Annotated in this window: 15 protein-coding genes and 1 tRNA gene; 6 read left to right on the top strand and 10 right to left on the bottom strand. The window is 72.1% G+C overall.

Annotated features, from left to right (window positions below):
* Nucleotide 1: 1 nt before the first annotated feature.
* From F9B98_RS12525 to F9B98_RS12510, 4 genes are read right to left on the bottom strand one after another with little or no spacing between them, the layout of a single operon-like run.
* Nucleotides 2-682 carry an ABC transporter ATP-binding protein gene (locus F9B98_RS12525; protein ID WP_150957978.1) on the bottom strand — a complete coding sequence of 227 codons (681 nt, stop codon included), beginning with the start codon at nt 680-682 and terminating at the stop codon, nt 2-4.
* The gene (locus F9B98_RS12520; protein ID WP_150957976.1) at nt 679-1,620 is read right to left on the bottom strand and encodes an ABC transporter ATP-binding protein; all 942 of its coding nucleotides are present in this window, start codon (nt 1,618-1,620) and stop codon (nt 679-681) included. The genes F9B98_RS12525 and F9B98_RS12520 overlap by 4 nt, the downstream gene beginning before the upstream one ends.
* Entirely contained in the window at nt 1,617-4,175 is a 2,559-nt protein-coding gene (locus F9B98_RS12515) for a hypothetical protein (RefSeq protein ID WP_150957974.1), read from the bottom strand. Before F9B98_RS12515 ends, F9B98_RS12520 begins: the two co-directional genes overlap by 4 nt.
* A complete protein-coding gene (locus F9B98_RS12510; RefSeq protein WP_150957971.1) occupies nt 4,172-7,093 on the bottom strand; it encodes a hypothetical protein in 2,922 nt (973 codons plus the stop codon). The genes F9B98_RS12515 and F9B98_RS12510 overlap by 4 nt, the downstream gene beginning before the upstream one ends.
* A 355-nt stretch (nt 7,094-7,448) precedes the next feature.
* Here F9B98_RS12510 and F9B98_RS12505 point away from each other — a divergent pair, with 355 nt between their 5' ends.
* Nucleotides 7,449-7,880, top strand: coding sequence for a MarR family winged helix-turn-helix transcriptional regulator (locus F9B98_RS12505; protein ID WP_150957969.1), 432 nt, complete (start codon nt 7,449-7,451; stop codon nt 7,878-7,880).
* 18 nt (nt 7,881-7,898) lie between these two features.
* Here the strand turns inward: F9B98_RS12505 and F9B98_RS12500 are convergent, their stop codons facing one another.
* Nucleotides 7,899-9,395 (bottom strand): L-serine ammonia-lyase, iron-sulfur-dependent, subunit alpha, encoded by a 1,497-nt coding sequence (locus F9B98_RS12500; RefSeq protein WP_191966829.1) that lies wholly within the window; start codon nt 9,393-9,395, stop codon nt 7,899-7,901.
* 150 nt (nt 9,396-9,545) lie between these two features.
* On the opposite strand from F9B98_RS12500, the gene F9B98_RS12495 reads away from it, so the two are divergent.
* Nucleotides 9,546-9,618: transfer RNA gene (locus tag F9B98_RS12495), tRNA-Arg, on the top strand.
* A gap of 99 nt (nt 9,619-9,717) precedes the next feature.
* Here F9B98_RS12495 and F9B98_RS12490 read toward each other — a convergent pair.
* Genes F9B98_RS12490 through F9B98_RS12480 form a run of 3 tightly spaced genes read right to left on the bottom strand, consistent with a single transcriptional unit; the run spans nt 9,718 to nt 11,091 of the window.
* Nucleotides 9,718-9,927 carry a hypothetical protein gene (locus F9B98_RS12490; protein ID WP_150957965.1) on the bottom strand — a complete coding sequence of 70 codons (210 nt, stop codon included), beginning with the start codon at nt 9,925-9,927 and terminating at the stop codon, nt 9,718-9,720.
* Nucleotides 9,928-9,980: 53 nt separating this feature from the next.
* Entirely contained in the window at nt 9,981-10,619 is a 639-nt protein-coding gene (locus tag F9B98_RS12485; RefSeq protein WP_150957963.1) for an asparagine synthase, read from the bottom strand.
* Between the two features lie 43 nt (nt 10,620-10,662).
* Nucleotides 10,663-11,091: a YdeI/OmpD-associated family protein gene (locus F9B98_RS12480; protein WP_150957961.1), complete on the bottom strand. Its 429-nt coding sequence runs from the start codon at nt 11,089-11,091 to the stop codon at nt 10,663-10,665.
* Between the two features lie 252 nt (nt 11,092-11,343).
* On the opposite strand from F9B98_RS12480, the gene F9B98_RS12475 reads away from it, so the two are divergent.
* The 4 genes from F9B98_RS12475 (at nt 11,344) to F9B98_RS12460 (ending at nt 13,820) form a co-directional block, all read left to right on the top strand.
* The gene (locus F9B98_RS12475; protein ID WP_150957959.1) at nt 11,344-11,754 is read left to right on the top strand and encodes a DUF4383 domain-containing protein; all 411 of its coding nucleotides are present in this window, start codon (nt 11,344-11,346) and stop codon (nt 11,752-11,754) included.
* Nucleotides 11,755-11,756: 2 nt separating this feature from the next.
* Nucleotides 11,757-12,287, top strand: a complete 531-nt coding sequence (locus tag F9B98_RS12470; protein WP_150957956.1) for a hypothetical protein — start codon at nt 11,757-11,759, stop codon at nt 12,285-12,287.
* Nucleotides 12,288-12,423: 136 nt separating this feature from the next.
* A complete protein-coding gene (locus F9B98_RS12465; RefSeq protein WP_412177048.1) occupies nt 12,424-13,266 on the top strand; it encodes an oxygenase MpaB family protein in 843 nt (280 codons plus the stop codon).
* A complete protein-coding gene (locus tag F9B98_RS12460) occupies nt 13,263-13,820 on the top strand; it encodes a DUF1992 domain-containing protein (RefSeq protein ID WP_150957952.1) in 558 nt (185 codons plus the stop codon). The genes F9B98_RS12465 and F9B98_RS12460 overlap by 4 nt, the downstream gene beginning before the upstream one ends.
* Before the next feature lie 24 nt (nt 13,821-13,844).
* Here the strand turns inward: F9B98_RS12460 and F9B98_RS12455 are convergent, their stop codons facing one another.
* Nucleotides 13,845-14,678: an HpcH/HpaI aldolase/citrate lyase family protein gene (locus F9B98_RS12455; protein ID WP_150957949.1), complete on the bottom strand. Its 834-nt coding sequence runs from the start codon at nt 14,676-14,678 to the stop codon at nt 13,845-13,847.
* Entirely contained in the window at nt 14,675-16,129 is a 1,455-nt protein-coding gene (locus F9B98_RS12450; protein ID WP_150957947.1) for a cation:dicarboxylate symporter family transporter, read from the bottom strand. Before F9B98_RS12450 ends, F9B98_RS12455 begins: the two co-directional genes overlap by 4 nt.
* Between the last annotated feature and the right edge of the window lie 129 nt (nt 16,130-16,258).

The following is a 16,258-nucleotide window of genomic DNA, read 5'->3' as shown; positions in this document are numbered from 1 at the left end:
ATCACCCCCGCACGCGTCCGTCGTGGATCTCGACCACCCGGTCCGCGCGTTCCGCGACGGTGACATCGTGCGAAGCGACGAGCGCGGCCATCCCGTCGCGGCGCACGTGCTCGACGATGAGCGAGATGACGGATGCCGCGGTGCCGCTGTCGAGTTGGGCCGTGGGTTCGTCGGCGAGCAGAACCCGCGGGCGATGGATGAGCGCCCGCGCCACCGCCACGCGCTGCTGCTGACCGCCGGACATCTCGTCGGGGCGCTGCGCCGCGTGATCGCCGAGGCCCACCGCGCCGATCATCTCGCTCACCCGCGACCGCCGCTCACGCGCCCCGGCGTCGAGCAGCCGGAGGGGTAGTTCGACGTTCTCTGCAGCGGTGAGGAACGGGACCAGCGCGAACTCCTGATCGACGTACCCCGCCACCTCACGGCGCAGACGCGCGGCGTCCGCCTCGGTCGCCCCCGTCACGCGTGTATCGCCGATCCACGCCTCCCCGCCGTCGGGTTCGCCGAGGCCCGCCACGAGCGTCAGAAGCGTGGTCTTGCCCGAGCCCGACGGCCCCCGCAGGACGACGAACTCCCCGGCCGCGGCCGAGAGCGAGGCGTCGGCGAGGGCGGTGGTGCGCGCCGCGCCCCGCCCGAACACGCGTGTGAGCCCCTGGGCACGGATCATGTCGAGCGCGCTCATCGTCGCCGCTCCCTTCGTGTCAGGGGCTTCGAGCCCGCGGCATCCGCCCGCTCCGCCGACGCGGCGGACGCCTCCGTCGTCTCCGCCGGCTGCACGCGGACGTGATCGCTCTCGAGCTGCAGCCGCACGCGATCGCGCATGCCGAGACGCTCGATGTGCTCGCGCGGGAGCTGCAGGCGGCCGGCGCGGTCGAGCACGGCGTACTCGCGCGCGTCCGCTCCCCGGCCCCCCTCATCGCGGAACACCTCGACCGAGGTCCGTCCATCCCGGATGCCGACGGTCCGGCGCACGTGATCGGCGACGCCCGGGTCGTGGGTCACGATCAGCACCGTGACTCCCGAGCGCTCGTTCACGGTGCGCATCGCCTCGAGCACCTGAGCCGAGCTGGCGTCATCGAGCTCGCCGGTGGGTTCGTCGGCGAAGAGCACACGGCATCCGTTGGCCAGCCCGAGGGCGATCGCGGCCCGCTGCCGCTCGCTCCCGGTGACCTGGCCCGGCCGGCGATCGGCGACGTCGGCGACATCGAGCATCGCCAGTACCTCCGTCGCGCGCGCCGCGCGCTCGCGCCGCGCGATGCGGCCCACCGACAGCGTCAGGTCGAGATTCTCGGCGATCGTCAGCCCCGGGAGGAAGTTGCGGGCTGTCTGCTGCCACACGAATCCGGCGACGGTGCGACGGTAGTCCGCCCGTTGACGTGGGGTCAGCGCGAGCAGATCGCGACCGGCCACGTGCGCGCGCCCGGCGCTGGCGACGTCGAGCGCCGAGAGGATCGACAGCAACGTCGACTTGCCCGACCCCGAGGCGCCGACGATCGCGGTCAGCTCGCCCCTCTCGACCCGCAGGTTCAGACCCTGCAGAGCCTGCACCTCGACACCTGCGCTTCGATAGATCCTCACCAGATCGACGCATTCGATCTCGACCGAGCTCTCCGTCATCATTGCCGCTCCTCGTCGTCTTTGCGGCGGGCGGCGCCCTGCCCGCCCGTCATCGCGGCCGTGATGGTCGCCGCCGCACCGATCACTGCGACGATCGCCGCCGCCGCACCCGCCGTCGCCGCGAAGCTCAGGGTCGACGGCTGCGCCGCGATCCCGAGTCCGTCTGCAAGCCCGCCCGCGCCCGCGACGGCCGCGACCCCCACCCACCCGACGCTCCATCCGACGAGCGCCGCGAGGATCGCCAAGGGCACCGCCTCGACCACCACCAGGCCGCGGACCCGCCCGGATCCCATCGCCCGTAGCACCGCACGCGTGCGACGTCGTTCGGGTGCCGCCCCGACCTCCGTGATGACCGAGAGGGCGAGCGCGGTGAGGACGGCGAGGGCGGCGGCGCCGGCCAAGAGCCCCAGGACCGTCGACACGGTCGGCGCGGCACATCGCCGGGCGGTCTCCGAGGCGACGTCGACGACCTCGACCCCGGTGCCCGCCTCGCCTACGCGTGACGCGACCGCTGCCGGCGTCGATTCGCCGGTCACAGCGATCACGAGGCACGACGCTCCCACGGGGGCCGCGAGCGGATCGGCCGCTCGATCGTCGAGCAGCACCCAGGCGTCGGCGACCGACGGCAGGGCGTCGTCATCGACGACGGCCACGTCCGCCACCTCCCGACCGCCGACGACCACGGGTCCCTCGAGCAGCTCCGCCGCGGACCGCGACATCACCGCGGAGACGGGCTCGGTGTCGACGAGTTCGGGAACGGCGGGCGTGACGCGGTGCAGATCCGCTGTCGAAGCCGAGACCACCTCGACCGGCCGCAGTCGCCCGTCACCGGTCACGGGGATGCCGTCGAGCCGGCGCACTCGCGCGGCGGCGGCGACGCCGTCCGCCCCTGCGACCGCTCCAGCCGTCGCGGCGACGGACCCGTCGTCGCCGCACGCACGCACGTCGGCGCCGACGCTTCGGGAAGCGGCGGCGGAGATTCCGTCGCCGGTCAGCTGCGCGAGCCCCAGGGCGAGGGTCGCGGTGGCGACCGCGATCGTCACTCCGGTGATCTGCAACGCCCTCCCCCCTCCTCGTGCCATCCGCGACAGCGCGAGAGAAGGCCCGAGGGAAGGAGTGCGCGCAAGCGTGCGCGCGAGAGGGCTCGACAGCGGGCCGAGTGCTCGCGCGAGCACCAGCCCCGCGGAAGCCGCCACCAGCAGCACGCTGAGGCTCAGAAGCGGATCGACGCCGGTCGACGGCACGCCGCGACCGAGCAGCAGGGCGAGCGCGACGACAGCGACGGCGACGACGACCGCGTCCATCGCGATGCGTACCACCGAGGGCACCCGCGCCGGCGCGACCGCCTGACGTGCGCAGATCGCGGCCAGCAGCGCCGCCCCCGCCGCGACGACGGCGACGAAGACGAGCCCGGTGACCGCGGCATCCGGGATCGTCGTCGTGCCGGGCGTCAGAGCGAACGCGACCGCGCACCCGAGCACTCCGCCCCCGATCGCCGCGAGCGACGCATCGACGGCGGCCCGCCCCATGACGCGACCGATCGATCCCCCGCGAGCCGACACGAGTCGACGCTCCCCGGCACGCCGGCGCTCGGCGGCGAGGACGGCCAGGGCGCAGACGAGACCCGCGGCTCCGAACGGTGCCGCGACGAGAAGGGCGGTGAGGGAGACCAGCGCATCCTGGGCGCCCTGCACGCGCTCGAGCACCGCGGAAAGCCGCGTCGAGACGGTCAGGGGATACCCGCTGGCAAGGGACGTCCCCTGCGCGGCGGTCTTGTTCGCCGCCTTGCCGAGGCCCGCGATGTCGCGCACCCGCAGATCCGCCGCGCGAACGGGCGACGTCGCGACGAGCTGCGCGCGCGCCAGTCGAGGGCCGAGGGTCGCGATCGACGCCGGATCGACGTACGCCCCGACGGTGACGAGGTCGACTGCCGCGCTCACCCGTTCCGACGTCGCTCGGTGGAAAACGCCCTGCGCCGACGGACCGCCGTCCGCGTCGGCGATCAGGCCGGTCACGACGAACGCTCCATCGGGGCCCTGCCAGACGGTGCCGACGCTCGCGCCCACGCGCATCGCGACGGACTGCTCGAGGGCGATCTCGACGGGGGCGTCGACATCGGCGGGCCCGGGCGGCGTGCCCTCGACGACCGTCCACTGCCGCTGGAAGACCGGCGCCGACCCCAGGCGGACGCGCACGAGCGAACCGTCCACTGCGGTCGCCGTGACGTCAGGGAACGTCAGGATCCACTCCGGTTCCCCCAGCGCCGACCGCAACGGCTCATCGACGGTCGCGGGGTATCGTGCGAGCGTCGTCGTCACGTCATCGACGGTGTCGGCGCCCAGGGCGAAGTCGTCGAGTTCGGCGCTCAGAACGACACTCGCCGCAGAGTCCGACCCGGCCTCGCCCTCGGAGTCGATCGCCGCCGCGAGTCGCGCCTCGGCGACCGCGGCCAGCACGCGGGGAACGACGATCCCGGATGCCACGAGCACGGCGACCGCGAGCGACACGAGCATCAGCGCCGGGCGGTGCGGGGCGACCGTGCGCCACCACCCCCTCATCGTTGATCTCCCTCGACGACCAGGTCGCCGCGCACGGCGAAGCCGACGGCGAGGCCGAGCGCGAGGACGACCGCGGCGACGATGACGCCTCCCAGCAGGACGGGCTCGACGACGATATGGACCTCGATCGTGCGCGGCAGGGCGCCGGTGATCACGGCGGGCAGGAGCATCGCCGCGGTCGCCGCCGACGCCACGACCCCGACCACCGCGCCCGCCCCCACCCCGGCGGCGCTCTCCCTCACCCGCAGGCGTCGTCGCACCGCTGCGCCGACTCCGATCGCGCGGAGAGAGACGGCCTCGGCGAGCCTCGCCCGGCGAGTGACGAGCGCGATCGCGGCGAGTCCCGCGAGGGCCAGGATTCCCAGACCGGCTGCTCCCGCCCACAACAACGTCGTCACCGTCGACAACACGACGTACCCGTCGTCGGCAGCGGCGCCTGCCAGTCGCGCGCCATCGGGCAGCACCGCGGCCACGGCGTCGGTTCCGGAGCCCGCCGAGAGCCACGCGCCGTCTGCTCCGGGAAGGGCTGTGGCCGTGCGCAGGCGCGAAGAGAGGGCCGCCGCGGCATCGACGAACACAGCGGAATCCCGCGGCGCGCCGGGGATCAGCGGAACGACCGCGGCGACGCGGACCGGCCGTGCTTCCGCCCCGGGGGCGAGCGCGAGGGGCAGGGTGTCGCCCTCGTCCACTCCCGCCGCGGCGGCGAACGCCCGCGACACGACAGCCGAGGCCGCCGATCCCACCGGCACGAAACGCACGCGGGTGATCTCGCGTCCGATCGGCACCTCGGCGGGTCCCGGCGTGGTCCGCATGTCGATCGCGTCGCCGCTGATGTCGACGGGCATGACAGCCGTTCCCAGCTCGAGCGCCGATCCGTCTGCGTTCACGCCGTCGATCCCCACGGACGCCGCGAATTCCTCCGACGTCTCCACCTCCACCTCGATGGCCGCAAGCCGCCACGCGCCTCCGGGGCCGTCCGCGACGGGGGGAACGGCGAACGCGCCCTCGGGGCCGATCTCGACCGACAGGACGCGTCCCCAGTCGTCCGCCAGCACGACCGCGGCGGGCGACGCCGTGGCATCCGTCGCCCTCACTTCCACGCGCAGCGAGGCGGTCCCCGTGGGCAGCACGGGGCCCGCGGCGTCCGACCGCGCCCCCTCTGCCAGACGATCGCGATCGGGGATCGCCGGGTCGGCGAGGGCGGCCACCGCTGCCGGGGATGCGATCACGAGCGAGGTCGAGCGCGCGGCGATTGAGGCGTTCGAGGTCCACACGGGTGCGACACCCGCGACCCCGTCGACGGCGGAAACGCGCTCGAGCACCGCAGGCGTCAGATCGTCGCCGTCGCCGACGATGCGCACAGCGGTGCCCTCTGCGGAGGCGAGCGCCGTGCGATAGGCGGCGTCCCAGGTCGACTGGTACATCGCGGCGAAACCCAGCTGACCGACCACCACCCCCACGACGGCGATCGTCGCGGCGAGGGCGAAGGGGCGACGGGCTGCACCGGTCCCGAAGAGGAACCGGGTGGCCCCTCCGGCGGACGCCCGGCGCTCACGGAGGCGTTTGGTCACCACCAGCGGTCCCGCCGTCGCGACGAGCACCACGGCGGGTAGCAGCGCCGCCGGGGCGGCCACCGCGACGGGATCGGGCTCGAGCCCGCCGCGTCCGTCCGCCACCGTCGAGCCGAGCGTGAGAGCGCGCCAGGTCGTGAATCCGGCGACGAGGAGGAGGACGGATGCCGCGACCCCGGCGCCCCATCGCCACGACGGTGACACCGCGCCTTCGGCACGGCCCAGTGCTCGCACGTCACGCACGGCGAAGGCGGCGACGAGCACCGCGGGAGTCACGGCGCCCGCCGCCACAGCGGCGACGATCCACGGGACATCGACGAACGACGAGGTGAGCGCGACGACCACCGCCGCGCCGGCGAGGGATCCGACGACACCGGCAGGGAGCGCGCGCCCCGCTTCGACGGCGACGATCCGAGTCAGCGGTTGCCCCCGCGCCCAGCGGATCCGCCGTTCCGCGGCTACGGAGCCCACCAACAGAGCGGCGAACAGCGCCGTGACGGCGAGCGAGGCGAGCACGACCGTCGCGAGTGCGACGGGAGCCGCCGCATCGAGCACGGCGGCGCGGGCGGAGGCGATCTGCGCCGTGGGGACGAGGGCTCCCGCGGTCTCGATCTCCGCGGCATCCACCCCCTGCGCAGACAACGCCTCCGGAAGGGAGCGCCACCCCGCGCTCACGTCCTGCAAGGACGACAGATCGAGGTGCGCGGCGTCGGGCTGCAGCGTCCAGTGCACCTCGCGCGCGAGAGCGTCGGTCGTCGCGACGGCGTCCACGACCTCCGCCGACACCGCGACGGGGCCCACTCCCCCACCCGTCGCGAAGGCGGCACGCACACCGAACCACCGATCGGTCGCGGCGCGGGACGCGGACCAGAGCCCGGCGACCTGCACCGCCCGCCCGCCGACGACGAGGGTGTCGCCGACCCCGACCCCCAGCGTCGCGGCGTCGGTCGATCCGAGGGCCGCCTCGGCCGCCCCGGTGGGCCACCGCCCCGCGTCGAGGGGCAGAGCGGGGCCGTCGATACTCGCGAGGTACGCACGCCCCGGCCCCACGTCGACAAGCCCCGTGGTCTCGGTGCGTTCGATCGACAGGCCGACTCGCGCGGGCATCACCTGCTCGATCGCGCGGCGCACGAGCGCGTCCTGAGCGGCGGGGTCGCCGGATGCCGGCAGGGCGAGGTCGAGGCCGACCTCGAGGCCCGACCGGGCGCCGACCACACTGCGAGCACCGGCATCACCGGCCTGGTGCGTCAGGGTCGGCACGAGCACGGCGAGCGCCGTCGTCACCGCCGCGACGAGGGCGACCATGCCCCCGAAGACGACGCGCGATGAGGAGGGCAGAAGGCGCACGGGTTCCCTAAGCGAAGAGGATGAGGTGAACCTACTCCGCGCCGGACGTTTCTTCTGCGCCGCCATCGGCGATGCGCCACCCGCGGGACGGAATACGCAGCGACGGCCCGGGCGGCACTCGCCGGAAGCGCTTCAGAAATCGATCACGAAAATATAACGGCAGCCTCTTCCCCTCCGTTACCTCACCGTTATAGAGTGCATGCACGGTAGATGTTTTGCTGTGGCAGCTACCGACATGTGATTGCAGGACACTCTTGGTGCAGGGACAAGGGCCGGTCGGAAGCCTCTCCGACCGGCCCTTACTCTTGCCCCGCGTGCGAGGCGGACAGGTCCTCGACGGCTCTACGCTGAACTCATGACCGATCGCCGTCTCGCCGTGCAGGCCTGGGAGAGCCTCTTCCGCGCCCAGCACGAGGTCTTCGAAGACATCCGGTCGGATTTCGACAGCACCGAGCTGACGCAGGCCGAGTACGACGTGCTCCTCACCGTCACGCGCGCCCCCCGAATGACGGCACGGCTGCGCGACGTCACCGGCAACATGCTCATCAGCCAGCCGAGCGTCTCGCGTCTGGTCGAGCGCATGGTCGCACGAGGTTTGCTGACCAAGTGCGCCGACCCCGAGGACGGACGCGGTTCGCTCGTCACGGCCACCGAGAGCGGCGCCGTCATCTTCCGCCGCATCGCCGCGGCGCACGGCCGATCGATCGCCGAGCGTATGGCCCGCCTCGACAACGACGAACTCGCCCAGCTGCACGCCCTCACCGCGAAGCTGCGCGGACAGGACTGACCGCCACGAGCACCCGCCTCAGCACTCGATGACGTTGACCGCGAGGCCGCCCTCGCTCGTCTCCTTGTACTTGGTCGACATGTCGATGCCGGTCTGGCGCATCGTCTCGACGACGGCGTCCAGCGACACGTAGTGCGACCCGTCCCCGCGCAGGGCGAGCCGCGCCGCCGTCACGGCCGTCGATGCCGCGATCGCGTTGCGCTCGATGCAGGGGATCTGCACGAGACCGCCGACCGGGTCGCATGTGAGGCCGAGGTGGTGCTCCATCGCGATCTCGGCGGCGTTCTCGATCTGCCGGTTGGTTCCGCCCATCACCGCGGTCAGGCCGCCGGCGGCCATCGCACACGCCGAGCCGACCTCCGCCTGGCATCCGCCCTCCGCACCCGAGATCGAGGCGTTCGCCTTGAACAGCGACCCCAGAGCGGTCGCGGTGAGGAGGAATCGGCGGATGCCGCGCCGCCGATTCGCCTCTGCGACATCGCCGTCGTCCCACTGCGCGACCTCGCCGCGCGTCACCGCGTGACCGTCGTACCCGAGCAGCGCGCTGCCGACGAGTTCGCCGTAGGGCGTGACGGCGTTGCCGGCGCCGAGACCCGAGTCGGCCAGGAAACGCCACCAGTACATCGCGACGGCGGGCAGAATCCCCGCCGCACCGTTCGTCGGCGCCGTGACCACGCGCCCGCCCGCGGCGTTCTCCTCATTGACCGCGAGGGCGAACGCCCCGAGCCACTCCCCCGGAAGCTCCCGGTGCCCCTCCGCCTCGATGGCATCCAGCTGACCTCGGATCACCGCGGCTCGCCTTTTCACCTTCAGGATGCCGGGCAGCACGCCGTCGTTCTCGAGTCCGGCGTTCACGCAGGCTGCCATGGCATCCCAGATGCGATCCAGGCCCGCCGCGATCTCCTCGTCGGAGCGGAGCGCGGCCTCGTTCAGCCGCGCGGCCTCGGCGATCGTGATGCCGCGCTCGTCGCAAAGTTCGATCAGGGTCGCCGCGTCGTCGAAGTCGAGCGGCATCGGTGCCGCGGCCACGCGAGCGGGCTCACCCTCACGGCGGATGAAGCCGCCACCGATGGAGTAGAACGTGTCCTCCGCGATCACAGCCCCCTCGCCGTCGCGCGCGACGAGCGTCATGGCGTTGGGGTGGCCGGGCAGGCGGGTGCGCGGTTCGAGCGCGATGTCGGCCTTCGCGAACGGGATCTCGTGCCGGCCGGCGAGCGCCAGCGGGCGCCCCTCCGGCCAATCCGACCACGCCCGCCGCACGGCATCCGGGTCCACGGTCTCGGGGTCGAGGCCCTGCAGACCCGCCACGACCGCGTCGGGGGTTCCGTGGCCGATACCGGTCGCACCGAGCGAGCCGTAGAGGGCGCACGAGAGGGATGCCACCCGCTCGAGGACGCCGTCGTCCTCGAGTCGCGCGACGAATTGGAGGGCGGCCTTCATGGGGCCGACGGTGTGGGAGCTCGAGGGTCCGATCCCGATGGAGAACAGCTCGAACGCGGAGGTGTATGCGCTCATGCGGCCAGCGTACGTCCCGCCCCGGCGAGACACCTGGTCGTCACCGTCGCGCCACGCCCGGGATGCACGCCGTTCCGGGCCGATTAGACGTCTCCGGTGGTCCCGGCTATGCTGGACCACGGCCTGCGCGCCGTTTCGCGCGGAGGCCCTGCGCCCGTAGCTCAATGGATAGAGCATCTGACTACGGATCAGAAGGTTAGGGGTTCGAGTCCCTTCGGGCGCACACTGTGTTGAGACAGTAAGAGAAAGCCCCGGCGTGAGGAAACTCCGCCGGGGCTTTTTCTGTGCCCGGATGCCGGGACCCCGGCCGGTCCGCACGCCCTCAGGCCGAGGCCGCCTCTTCCGCGTGCGCGGCGTCCATCGCCGTCGAGTGCACCTGCAGAATCGCGACGGCCTCGTGCAGCGAGCCGAGGGGCGTCTCGATCTCGTCGTAGTGATGAACGAAACCGTTCGCGTCGCGGGCGCTCACCGAAACCAGGGCGTACCCCGGGCGGGCGACGCGCCTCGTGCGTCCCGATGCTCGCTGTGCCATGGCATCCGCCTTCCGTTCGCGCCGAGGCTACTCCGGTCCGCCCGGAAACCGGGTCAGCGCGCGGCGGACTTCTTCTTCTTGACGCTTTTGCCCGACTCGGGGTCCGGTGCGTCATCCGCCGCTTCCGGCTCCTCGGCCGAAGCGCGTTCCTTCGCCCGACGCTTCGCCTGCGAGGCGAGGCGGGCGAGATCGACCATGCGCAGCGCGTCCATGCGTGCCTTGCGCATCTGGGCGTACTCGGGATCGGCATCCGCCGTCATGCCCTCGACGTCGAGCCTCTGGCTGAGGTTCGCCTCGACATCTCCCCAGGCGGCGATCCGCGCATCCCCGACCAGGGCCTTGACCCGCTCGGGATCGTCGGCGAGAGCGCGCAACTCCTTCGCGACGCCGCGGGACTGCTTCGCGCGACGGCGGAGGTTGCGCGTGTCGCGGTCGCGGTAGTCGTGGGTGCCGGACGAGTCCGAGAACCGCCCCCAGGCGCGTTTGCGCTGATGAGTCACGCGTTCGGCGGCCTGGTCCTGCTCGTCGGCAAGGGAACGCAGCGTCTCGCGCGCCAGTTCGGCGAAAACCTCGCCGTCGAACTGGCCCCCGCGGGCGATCGTGTCGACGAGGATGCGGTTGCGCACGGCGAGCCGCGCCGCGGCTGTCGCGATCGACAGTCCCTCGGCGATGGCCTCCTTCGTGCGCCCCACGTGACCTCCCCGTCCAGGCTATCGTCCGGGGCGCCTCGATCGCTCAGGTGAGCTTCGCCACCACGGCATCGATACGACGGGTGCGGGTGTCGGCGGCCTTGGCGGTCTCGACGTTCGTGACGTGGGCTTTGCGCGCACTGGGCGAGAGGGCGTCGAACGCCTCGCGTGCACCGGCCGCGCTCAGGGCCGCGGCCAGGTCGTCGGGCACCTCGATCGTGCGCGGCTCCGTGTCGAGGGTGAGCTCGACGGAGAGGGCATCCCCTCCCTCGAGTCCCGTCGCGGCACGTTTGTCGGAGGAGAAGGGGATGAGGGCCTTACCGGCCATCGACCCGATCGTGCTGCGGAAGGTGAAGCCGTTCACCTCGACGACGACCGCGGCGCGCTTGCCGCCGCCGAGGTCGCCCAGCACCTCGGGCGGCACCTCGATGCCCGTGTTGTTTCCCATCTGCAGGAGAGTGGTCTCGAAACGCATGGCCAGAGTGTGGCAGATGCCGGCGTAGGTGAACAGCGGAAGAATTGCAATCCCCTCCGGTCGAGAAGGGGCCCTCTCTATGGTCGACTCTGTTGCGGAGGGCCTCGGAGAGTACTCGGGGGCCTTCTGTCGTTTCCGGATGCATACCCGAGTCACCCCGGTGCGCGCAAAGCCCAATCCGAATCGAGCATTGTCTCCGAAGATGTGTGGAGGCGGCCGGACGGTCGCTGCCAACACTCTGGGAGGTTCATCATGAGCTCATCACCCAACCGTCTCGTGGCCACCGTCTTCGGCGCTGTCTACCTGCTCGTCGGTCTCCTCGGCTTCGCCGTCACCGGCGGGGTCGGTTTCATCGCGACCCAGGGCGGACTGCTCCTCGGCATCTTCGAGGTCAACCCGCTGCACAACATCGCCCACCTGCTGATCGGTGGGGCCCTGCTCGTCGCCGGCCTGGCGAACGCACGCGCCGCCAAGGGCGTCAACACGACCGTCGGCGCCGTATACCTGCTCCTCGGCATCGTCGGCTTCTTCCTGGTCGGCACCGCCGCGAACATCCTCGCGCTGAACGTGCCCGACCACTTCCTGCACCTCGCGAGCGCTGTCGTGCTGCTGGGTGTCGGCCTCGGCACCGAGCGCAACGTCCCGCGCACCGCGGCGGTCTGAGCATGACTGCCGCGACCTTCGTGCGGTCGTGGCCCTCCGTATCCGCGTGGGGGGCCGGCCTGATCGCCGCAGCCCTCGGCGCGGGTGCCATCATCCGTCCCGATTCCGGGGCCGTCGCAAGCGGCCTCGGAATCGGGATGGTGATCCTCGGTCTCGCCTCCCTCACGTGGGGCGCGGCCGCGCTCTCCGCCGGGCGTCTCGTGGTCCCACGAGCCGCCCTGGCCGGAGCCCTCGTCACTTTCGCCCTCACTGCGGCGCTGATGTTCGCCGCCCCGGCGCACACGAGCATCCTCGGCGTCGCCGCGGCATCCGCTCTGCTCGTCATCGTCGGCGCCACCTGCGCCGTGCACCTTCGCCGCCTCGGGCGGGACTCCACGTCGACGCGCACCGCGCAGCCGATGAGCGTGGTCGGCCTTCTCGTCGCCGCCGCCGTCATCGCCGTGGTCGTCACTCCGGCCCTCGGGGCCACGCAGAACGCCGTGCTCCTGCGCGACGATGGCACCGTCCCCGTCATCTCGCACGAGGGTCACTGAGCGCCTCCACGGAGCCCACCCGCTCAGACGGTGGCACGCTGGAACAGTGACGATCGACGCTCCGAAACCCGTGCCCGGCTGGATCCAGTCGCTGCGCGGCAAGATCCTCGTCGCCCTCGCGGGGGATCCCACCGGCATGGCACCGTACGTGCGCGCCATCGCCGACGGCGACGACACCGGCTACTTCGTCGAGAACGGCCCGGCGTGGACCGTGCACGCCGGCATGGGAACCCTGGTGGCCGGCATCCGGGCCCTTCTCCTCCAGGCACTGCACCCCGGAGCCCTCGCCGGCGTACACGACTGGTCGCGCTACCGCGAGGATCCGATCGGGCGACTCACCGGCACGGTCCGGTGGGTCATCACGCTGACGTACGGATCGAAGACGCAGGCGGATGCCGAGACCGCACGCGTCGGGAGGTTCCACCGCCGCGTGCAAGGCGAGTACATCGCCGGGGACGGGAGCGAACGCGCGTACACCGCCGAGGCGGCGGACCTCGTCCGGTGGGTGCATTTGGCGTTCACCGACGCCTTCCTCGCCGGTCACGAGGTGTCGCGCACGCCCATCCCCGGTGGCCCCGACGCGTACGTCGCGGACTGGGCGACGGCCGGCCGGCTCATGCGGGTCGTCGACCCTCCCCTCACGCGTGACGCCCTGCGCGCCGAGATCGACGGCTTCGCCGACCGCGGTGAACTGCGCGGGGACGAACGCGTGGCCGACGTCGTGCGGTTCCTGCGCAAACCGCCGTTCCCCGGGCTGATGGGCCTGTCGTATCGCGTGCTCTTCGCCGCGGCGGTGGCCACCATCCCCCGCCGGTACCGCACGATGCTCGGGGTGCGGCGCTGGCCGCTTCCCGTCCTGACGCTCACGCGCGTGATCCTGCGCGTGACCGAACGCGCTCTGGGCTCGGGCCCGCGCGCCCAGGACATGGCGCGGCAGCGGCTGGCGCGGTTGCAGCGGGAGGGACGGGAGGCCGCGTGAGCGACGACGCCCGCCAGGCCGCCGAGCGCTACCGCCTCGACCGTCAGCTTCGCGATGCCGGTCTCGAGACGGAGTCCGCGCAGCCCGAAGGCCCCGCGCGGGGCTCCACGGCGGCCGAGCGAGCCGCATTCGTCGAGACCTCGATCCAGCAGGCGATCCGCCGCGGCGAGTTCGACAACCTCCCGGGAGCCGGCAAGCCCCTCCCCGACCTGGGCACCTCGCACGACCCCGACTGGTGGATCCGCCGCAAGATCGAGACCGAGCAACTGACCGGCCTAGGCCCTCCCGCGCTGACCCTGCGCGTCGAGCACGCCGAGATGGCGGAGCGATTGGATGCCATCGCGCGCGAACCCGACGTCCGCGAAGCGGTCGAGGACTTCAACCGTCGCGTGATCGAAGCCCGACGGCAGCTGCAGGGCGGACCGCCGGTGGTGACGCCGACGGTGGACGTCGAGGCCGAGGTGACCGCGTGGCTGGAGAGGCGGCGGGCCCGTGTCGAGGCGGCCGCGGTGGCGGCAGCACCCCGCCGCCGGCGGTGGTTCCGGCGCAGCTGACGGGGCTCTGAACCGGCTGCTCCGTCAGAGCGCCGCCAGCGCCTCCGCGCGTTCGACGAGGGCTCGCGCACGAGCCAGGGTCGGCGCGTAGGAGCCGTCGACCGGACCGTCGGGCGTCGTCGAGAGCAGCGACCGAGCGGCCTCCACGTCGGCCGGCGCCGGCGTGAATCCGGAGTGCGCACCGGGGACGGCGGCATCCTGAAGCGCGAGCGTGCCGGTGAACCCCATCGCGACCGCGTGCAGGGCGGCTTCCCGCGCCTGGTCGACCGGACCGCACGGGCCGTCGATCGGTCCCGCGATGCCGGCCGCTGCCGAGGCGACGACGAGCTGCGCGCGGGGCCACGACAGCGCGATCCGGTCGGCGGCCATTCCGGTGTCGCGGCGGAAGTCGCCGGTGCCGAAGGCGAGGCGGCGGGTCGCGGGGTGGGCGGCGATGGCGGGGGCGGCCAGCAGCGCCGCGGCCGACTCGACCATCGCGACGATCGGAGAGCCGGAGGGGAGGGATGCCGCGACATGGGCCACATCGTCGGGTCCGGCGCACATGGCCAGCACGACGCCGGCGAGGCGGTCGCCGAGCTCGCGACCGAGGGCGAGGTCGTCTTCCCCGTCGCGCGTCCCGGCGGCGCTGATGCGCAGCCACACCGACTCTTCGGCGGCTGCCCGCCGGACGCGGTCGCGGCCCTCGGCTTTGCGGCCCGCGGGGAGGCCGTCCTCGAGGTCGAGGACGAGCACGTCGGCCGCGGTCTCGAGTCCTCCCGCGAGCGGGGAGCGGAGCATCCAGGTGCGCGCGAGGTCGACACGCGCCGGGGCGGAGGCGGCCGAAGCCGCCCCCGCCGAGGTGTGGTGCGTCAGGGTCACGAGCGACCCCGAGCGACTGCCTCCGCCTCCGCCTGAGCGCGGAACGCGTCGAGCGACTGCGTGTCGACCGTGGCCGCAGGTCCCGTGCCGGCCTCTGCCGACGCCTGCTCCTTGGCATCCGCCGCGGGAGTCGCCGAGTGGTCGTGGCCGGTCAGCAGCGTCTCGTCGAACGGGATGTTGCCGGCGAGCACCTCGCGGACGCGCTGTCCGTCGTACTGCTTGGTCCAGACGCCGATGAGCATCGTGGCCACGGCGTTGCCGGTGAAGTTCGTCACGGCACGGGCCTCGGACATGAAACGGTCGATGCCGACGATGACGCCGACGCCGTCGACCAGGTCGGGGCGGTAGGCCGACAGGCCACCGGCGAGGGTGGCGAGGCCGGCGCCGGTGACACCGGCGGCGCCCTTCGACGCGATGATCATGAAGATCATGAGGCCGATCTGCTCACCGATCGACATCGGCGAACCCATCGCGGTGGCGATGAAGAGCGACGCCATCGTGAGGTAGATGGCCGTGCCGTCGAGGTTGAACGAGTACCCGGTCGGAACGGTGATGCCGACGACCGGCTTCGAGACGCCGAGGTGCTCCATCTTGGCGATGAGGCGGGGCAGAGCGGCCTCGGACGACGAGGTGCCGACGATCAGCAGGTACTCGCGACCCAGGTACTTCATCAGCGTGAAGATGTTGACGCGCGTCACGACGTACAGGAGCGTGCCGAGCACCACGGCGATGAAGAGGAAGCAGGTGATGTAGAAGGCCCCCATCAGGATGCCGAGGCTGATCACGGCCTGGAAGCCGGTCTTACCGACGACCGCGGCGATGGCGCCGAAGGCGCCGATGGGCGCGAGCCACAGGATCATGCCCAGGATGCGGAAGACCAGCACCTGGAAGTTGCGGATGCCCTCGACCATGCGCGCTCCGCGCTCGCCCATGCCCTGCAGGGCGAAGCCGACGAGGAGGGCGATGAACAGCACCTGGAGGATGCTGCCGCCGGTGAAGGCGGAGAAGAACGTGGTGGGGATGATGCCGAGGATGAACTGCTGCGTCGAGGTCGCCTCGGAAGCAGGTGCGTCGTACTGAGCGCCCGCGATGTTCAGACCGTCGCCCGGGTGGATGATGTTGCCGACGACGAGGCCGATGATCAGGGCGAACGACGACATGACGAGGAAGTAGACCATCGCCAGGCCGCCGATCTTGCCGACCGTGGAGGCCTTGGCGATCGAGCCGATGCCCACGACGATCGTGCAGAAGATGACCGGGGCGATCATCATCTTGATGAGGTTGACGAAGCCCTTGCCGATGGGCTCGAGGGCCGTGGCGAACTGCGGGGCGACGAGGCCGACGATGACACCGGCGACGACCGCGACGATGACGGAGATGTAGAGCCAGTGATTGCGGTCGATCTTCTTGCGCGGCCGACCGTCTCGGGTGGTGCGGAGTGAGAGTGCCATGAGCGACTTCCCCTTTTCTAACGCCTTCGTTGAGTCCGGCGGGGGCGCCGGGTTGATGTGACGACTTTGATCGACGCGAGCCGTCCGGGCGATTTGTGGTCGTATTGTTCACGGCAGGCGCGCGGAAGG

The sequence above is a fragment of the Microbacterium testaceum StLB037 genome (assembly GCF_008763945.1).
GTDB classification, from domain to species: domain Bacteria; phylum Actinomycetota; class Actinomycetes; order Actinomycetales; family Microbacteriaceae; genus Microbacterium; species Microbacterium testaceum_G.
The sequence above is the reverse complement of the archived record's forward strand: the minus strand, read 5'-3'. Positions and strand labels throughout refer to the sequence as shown.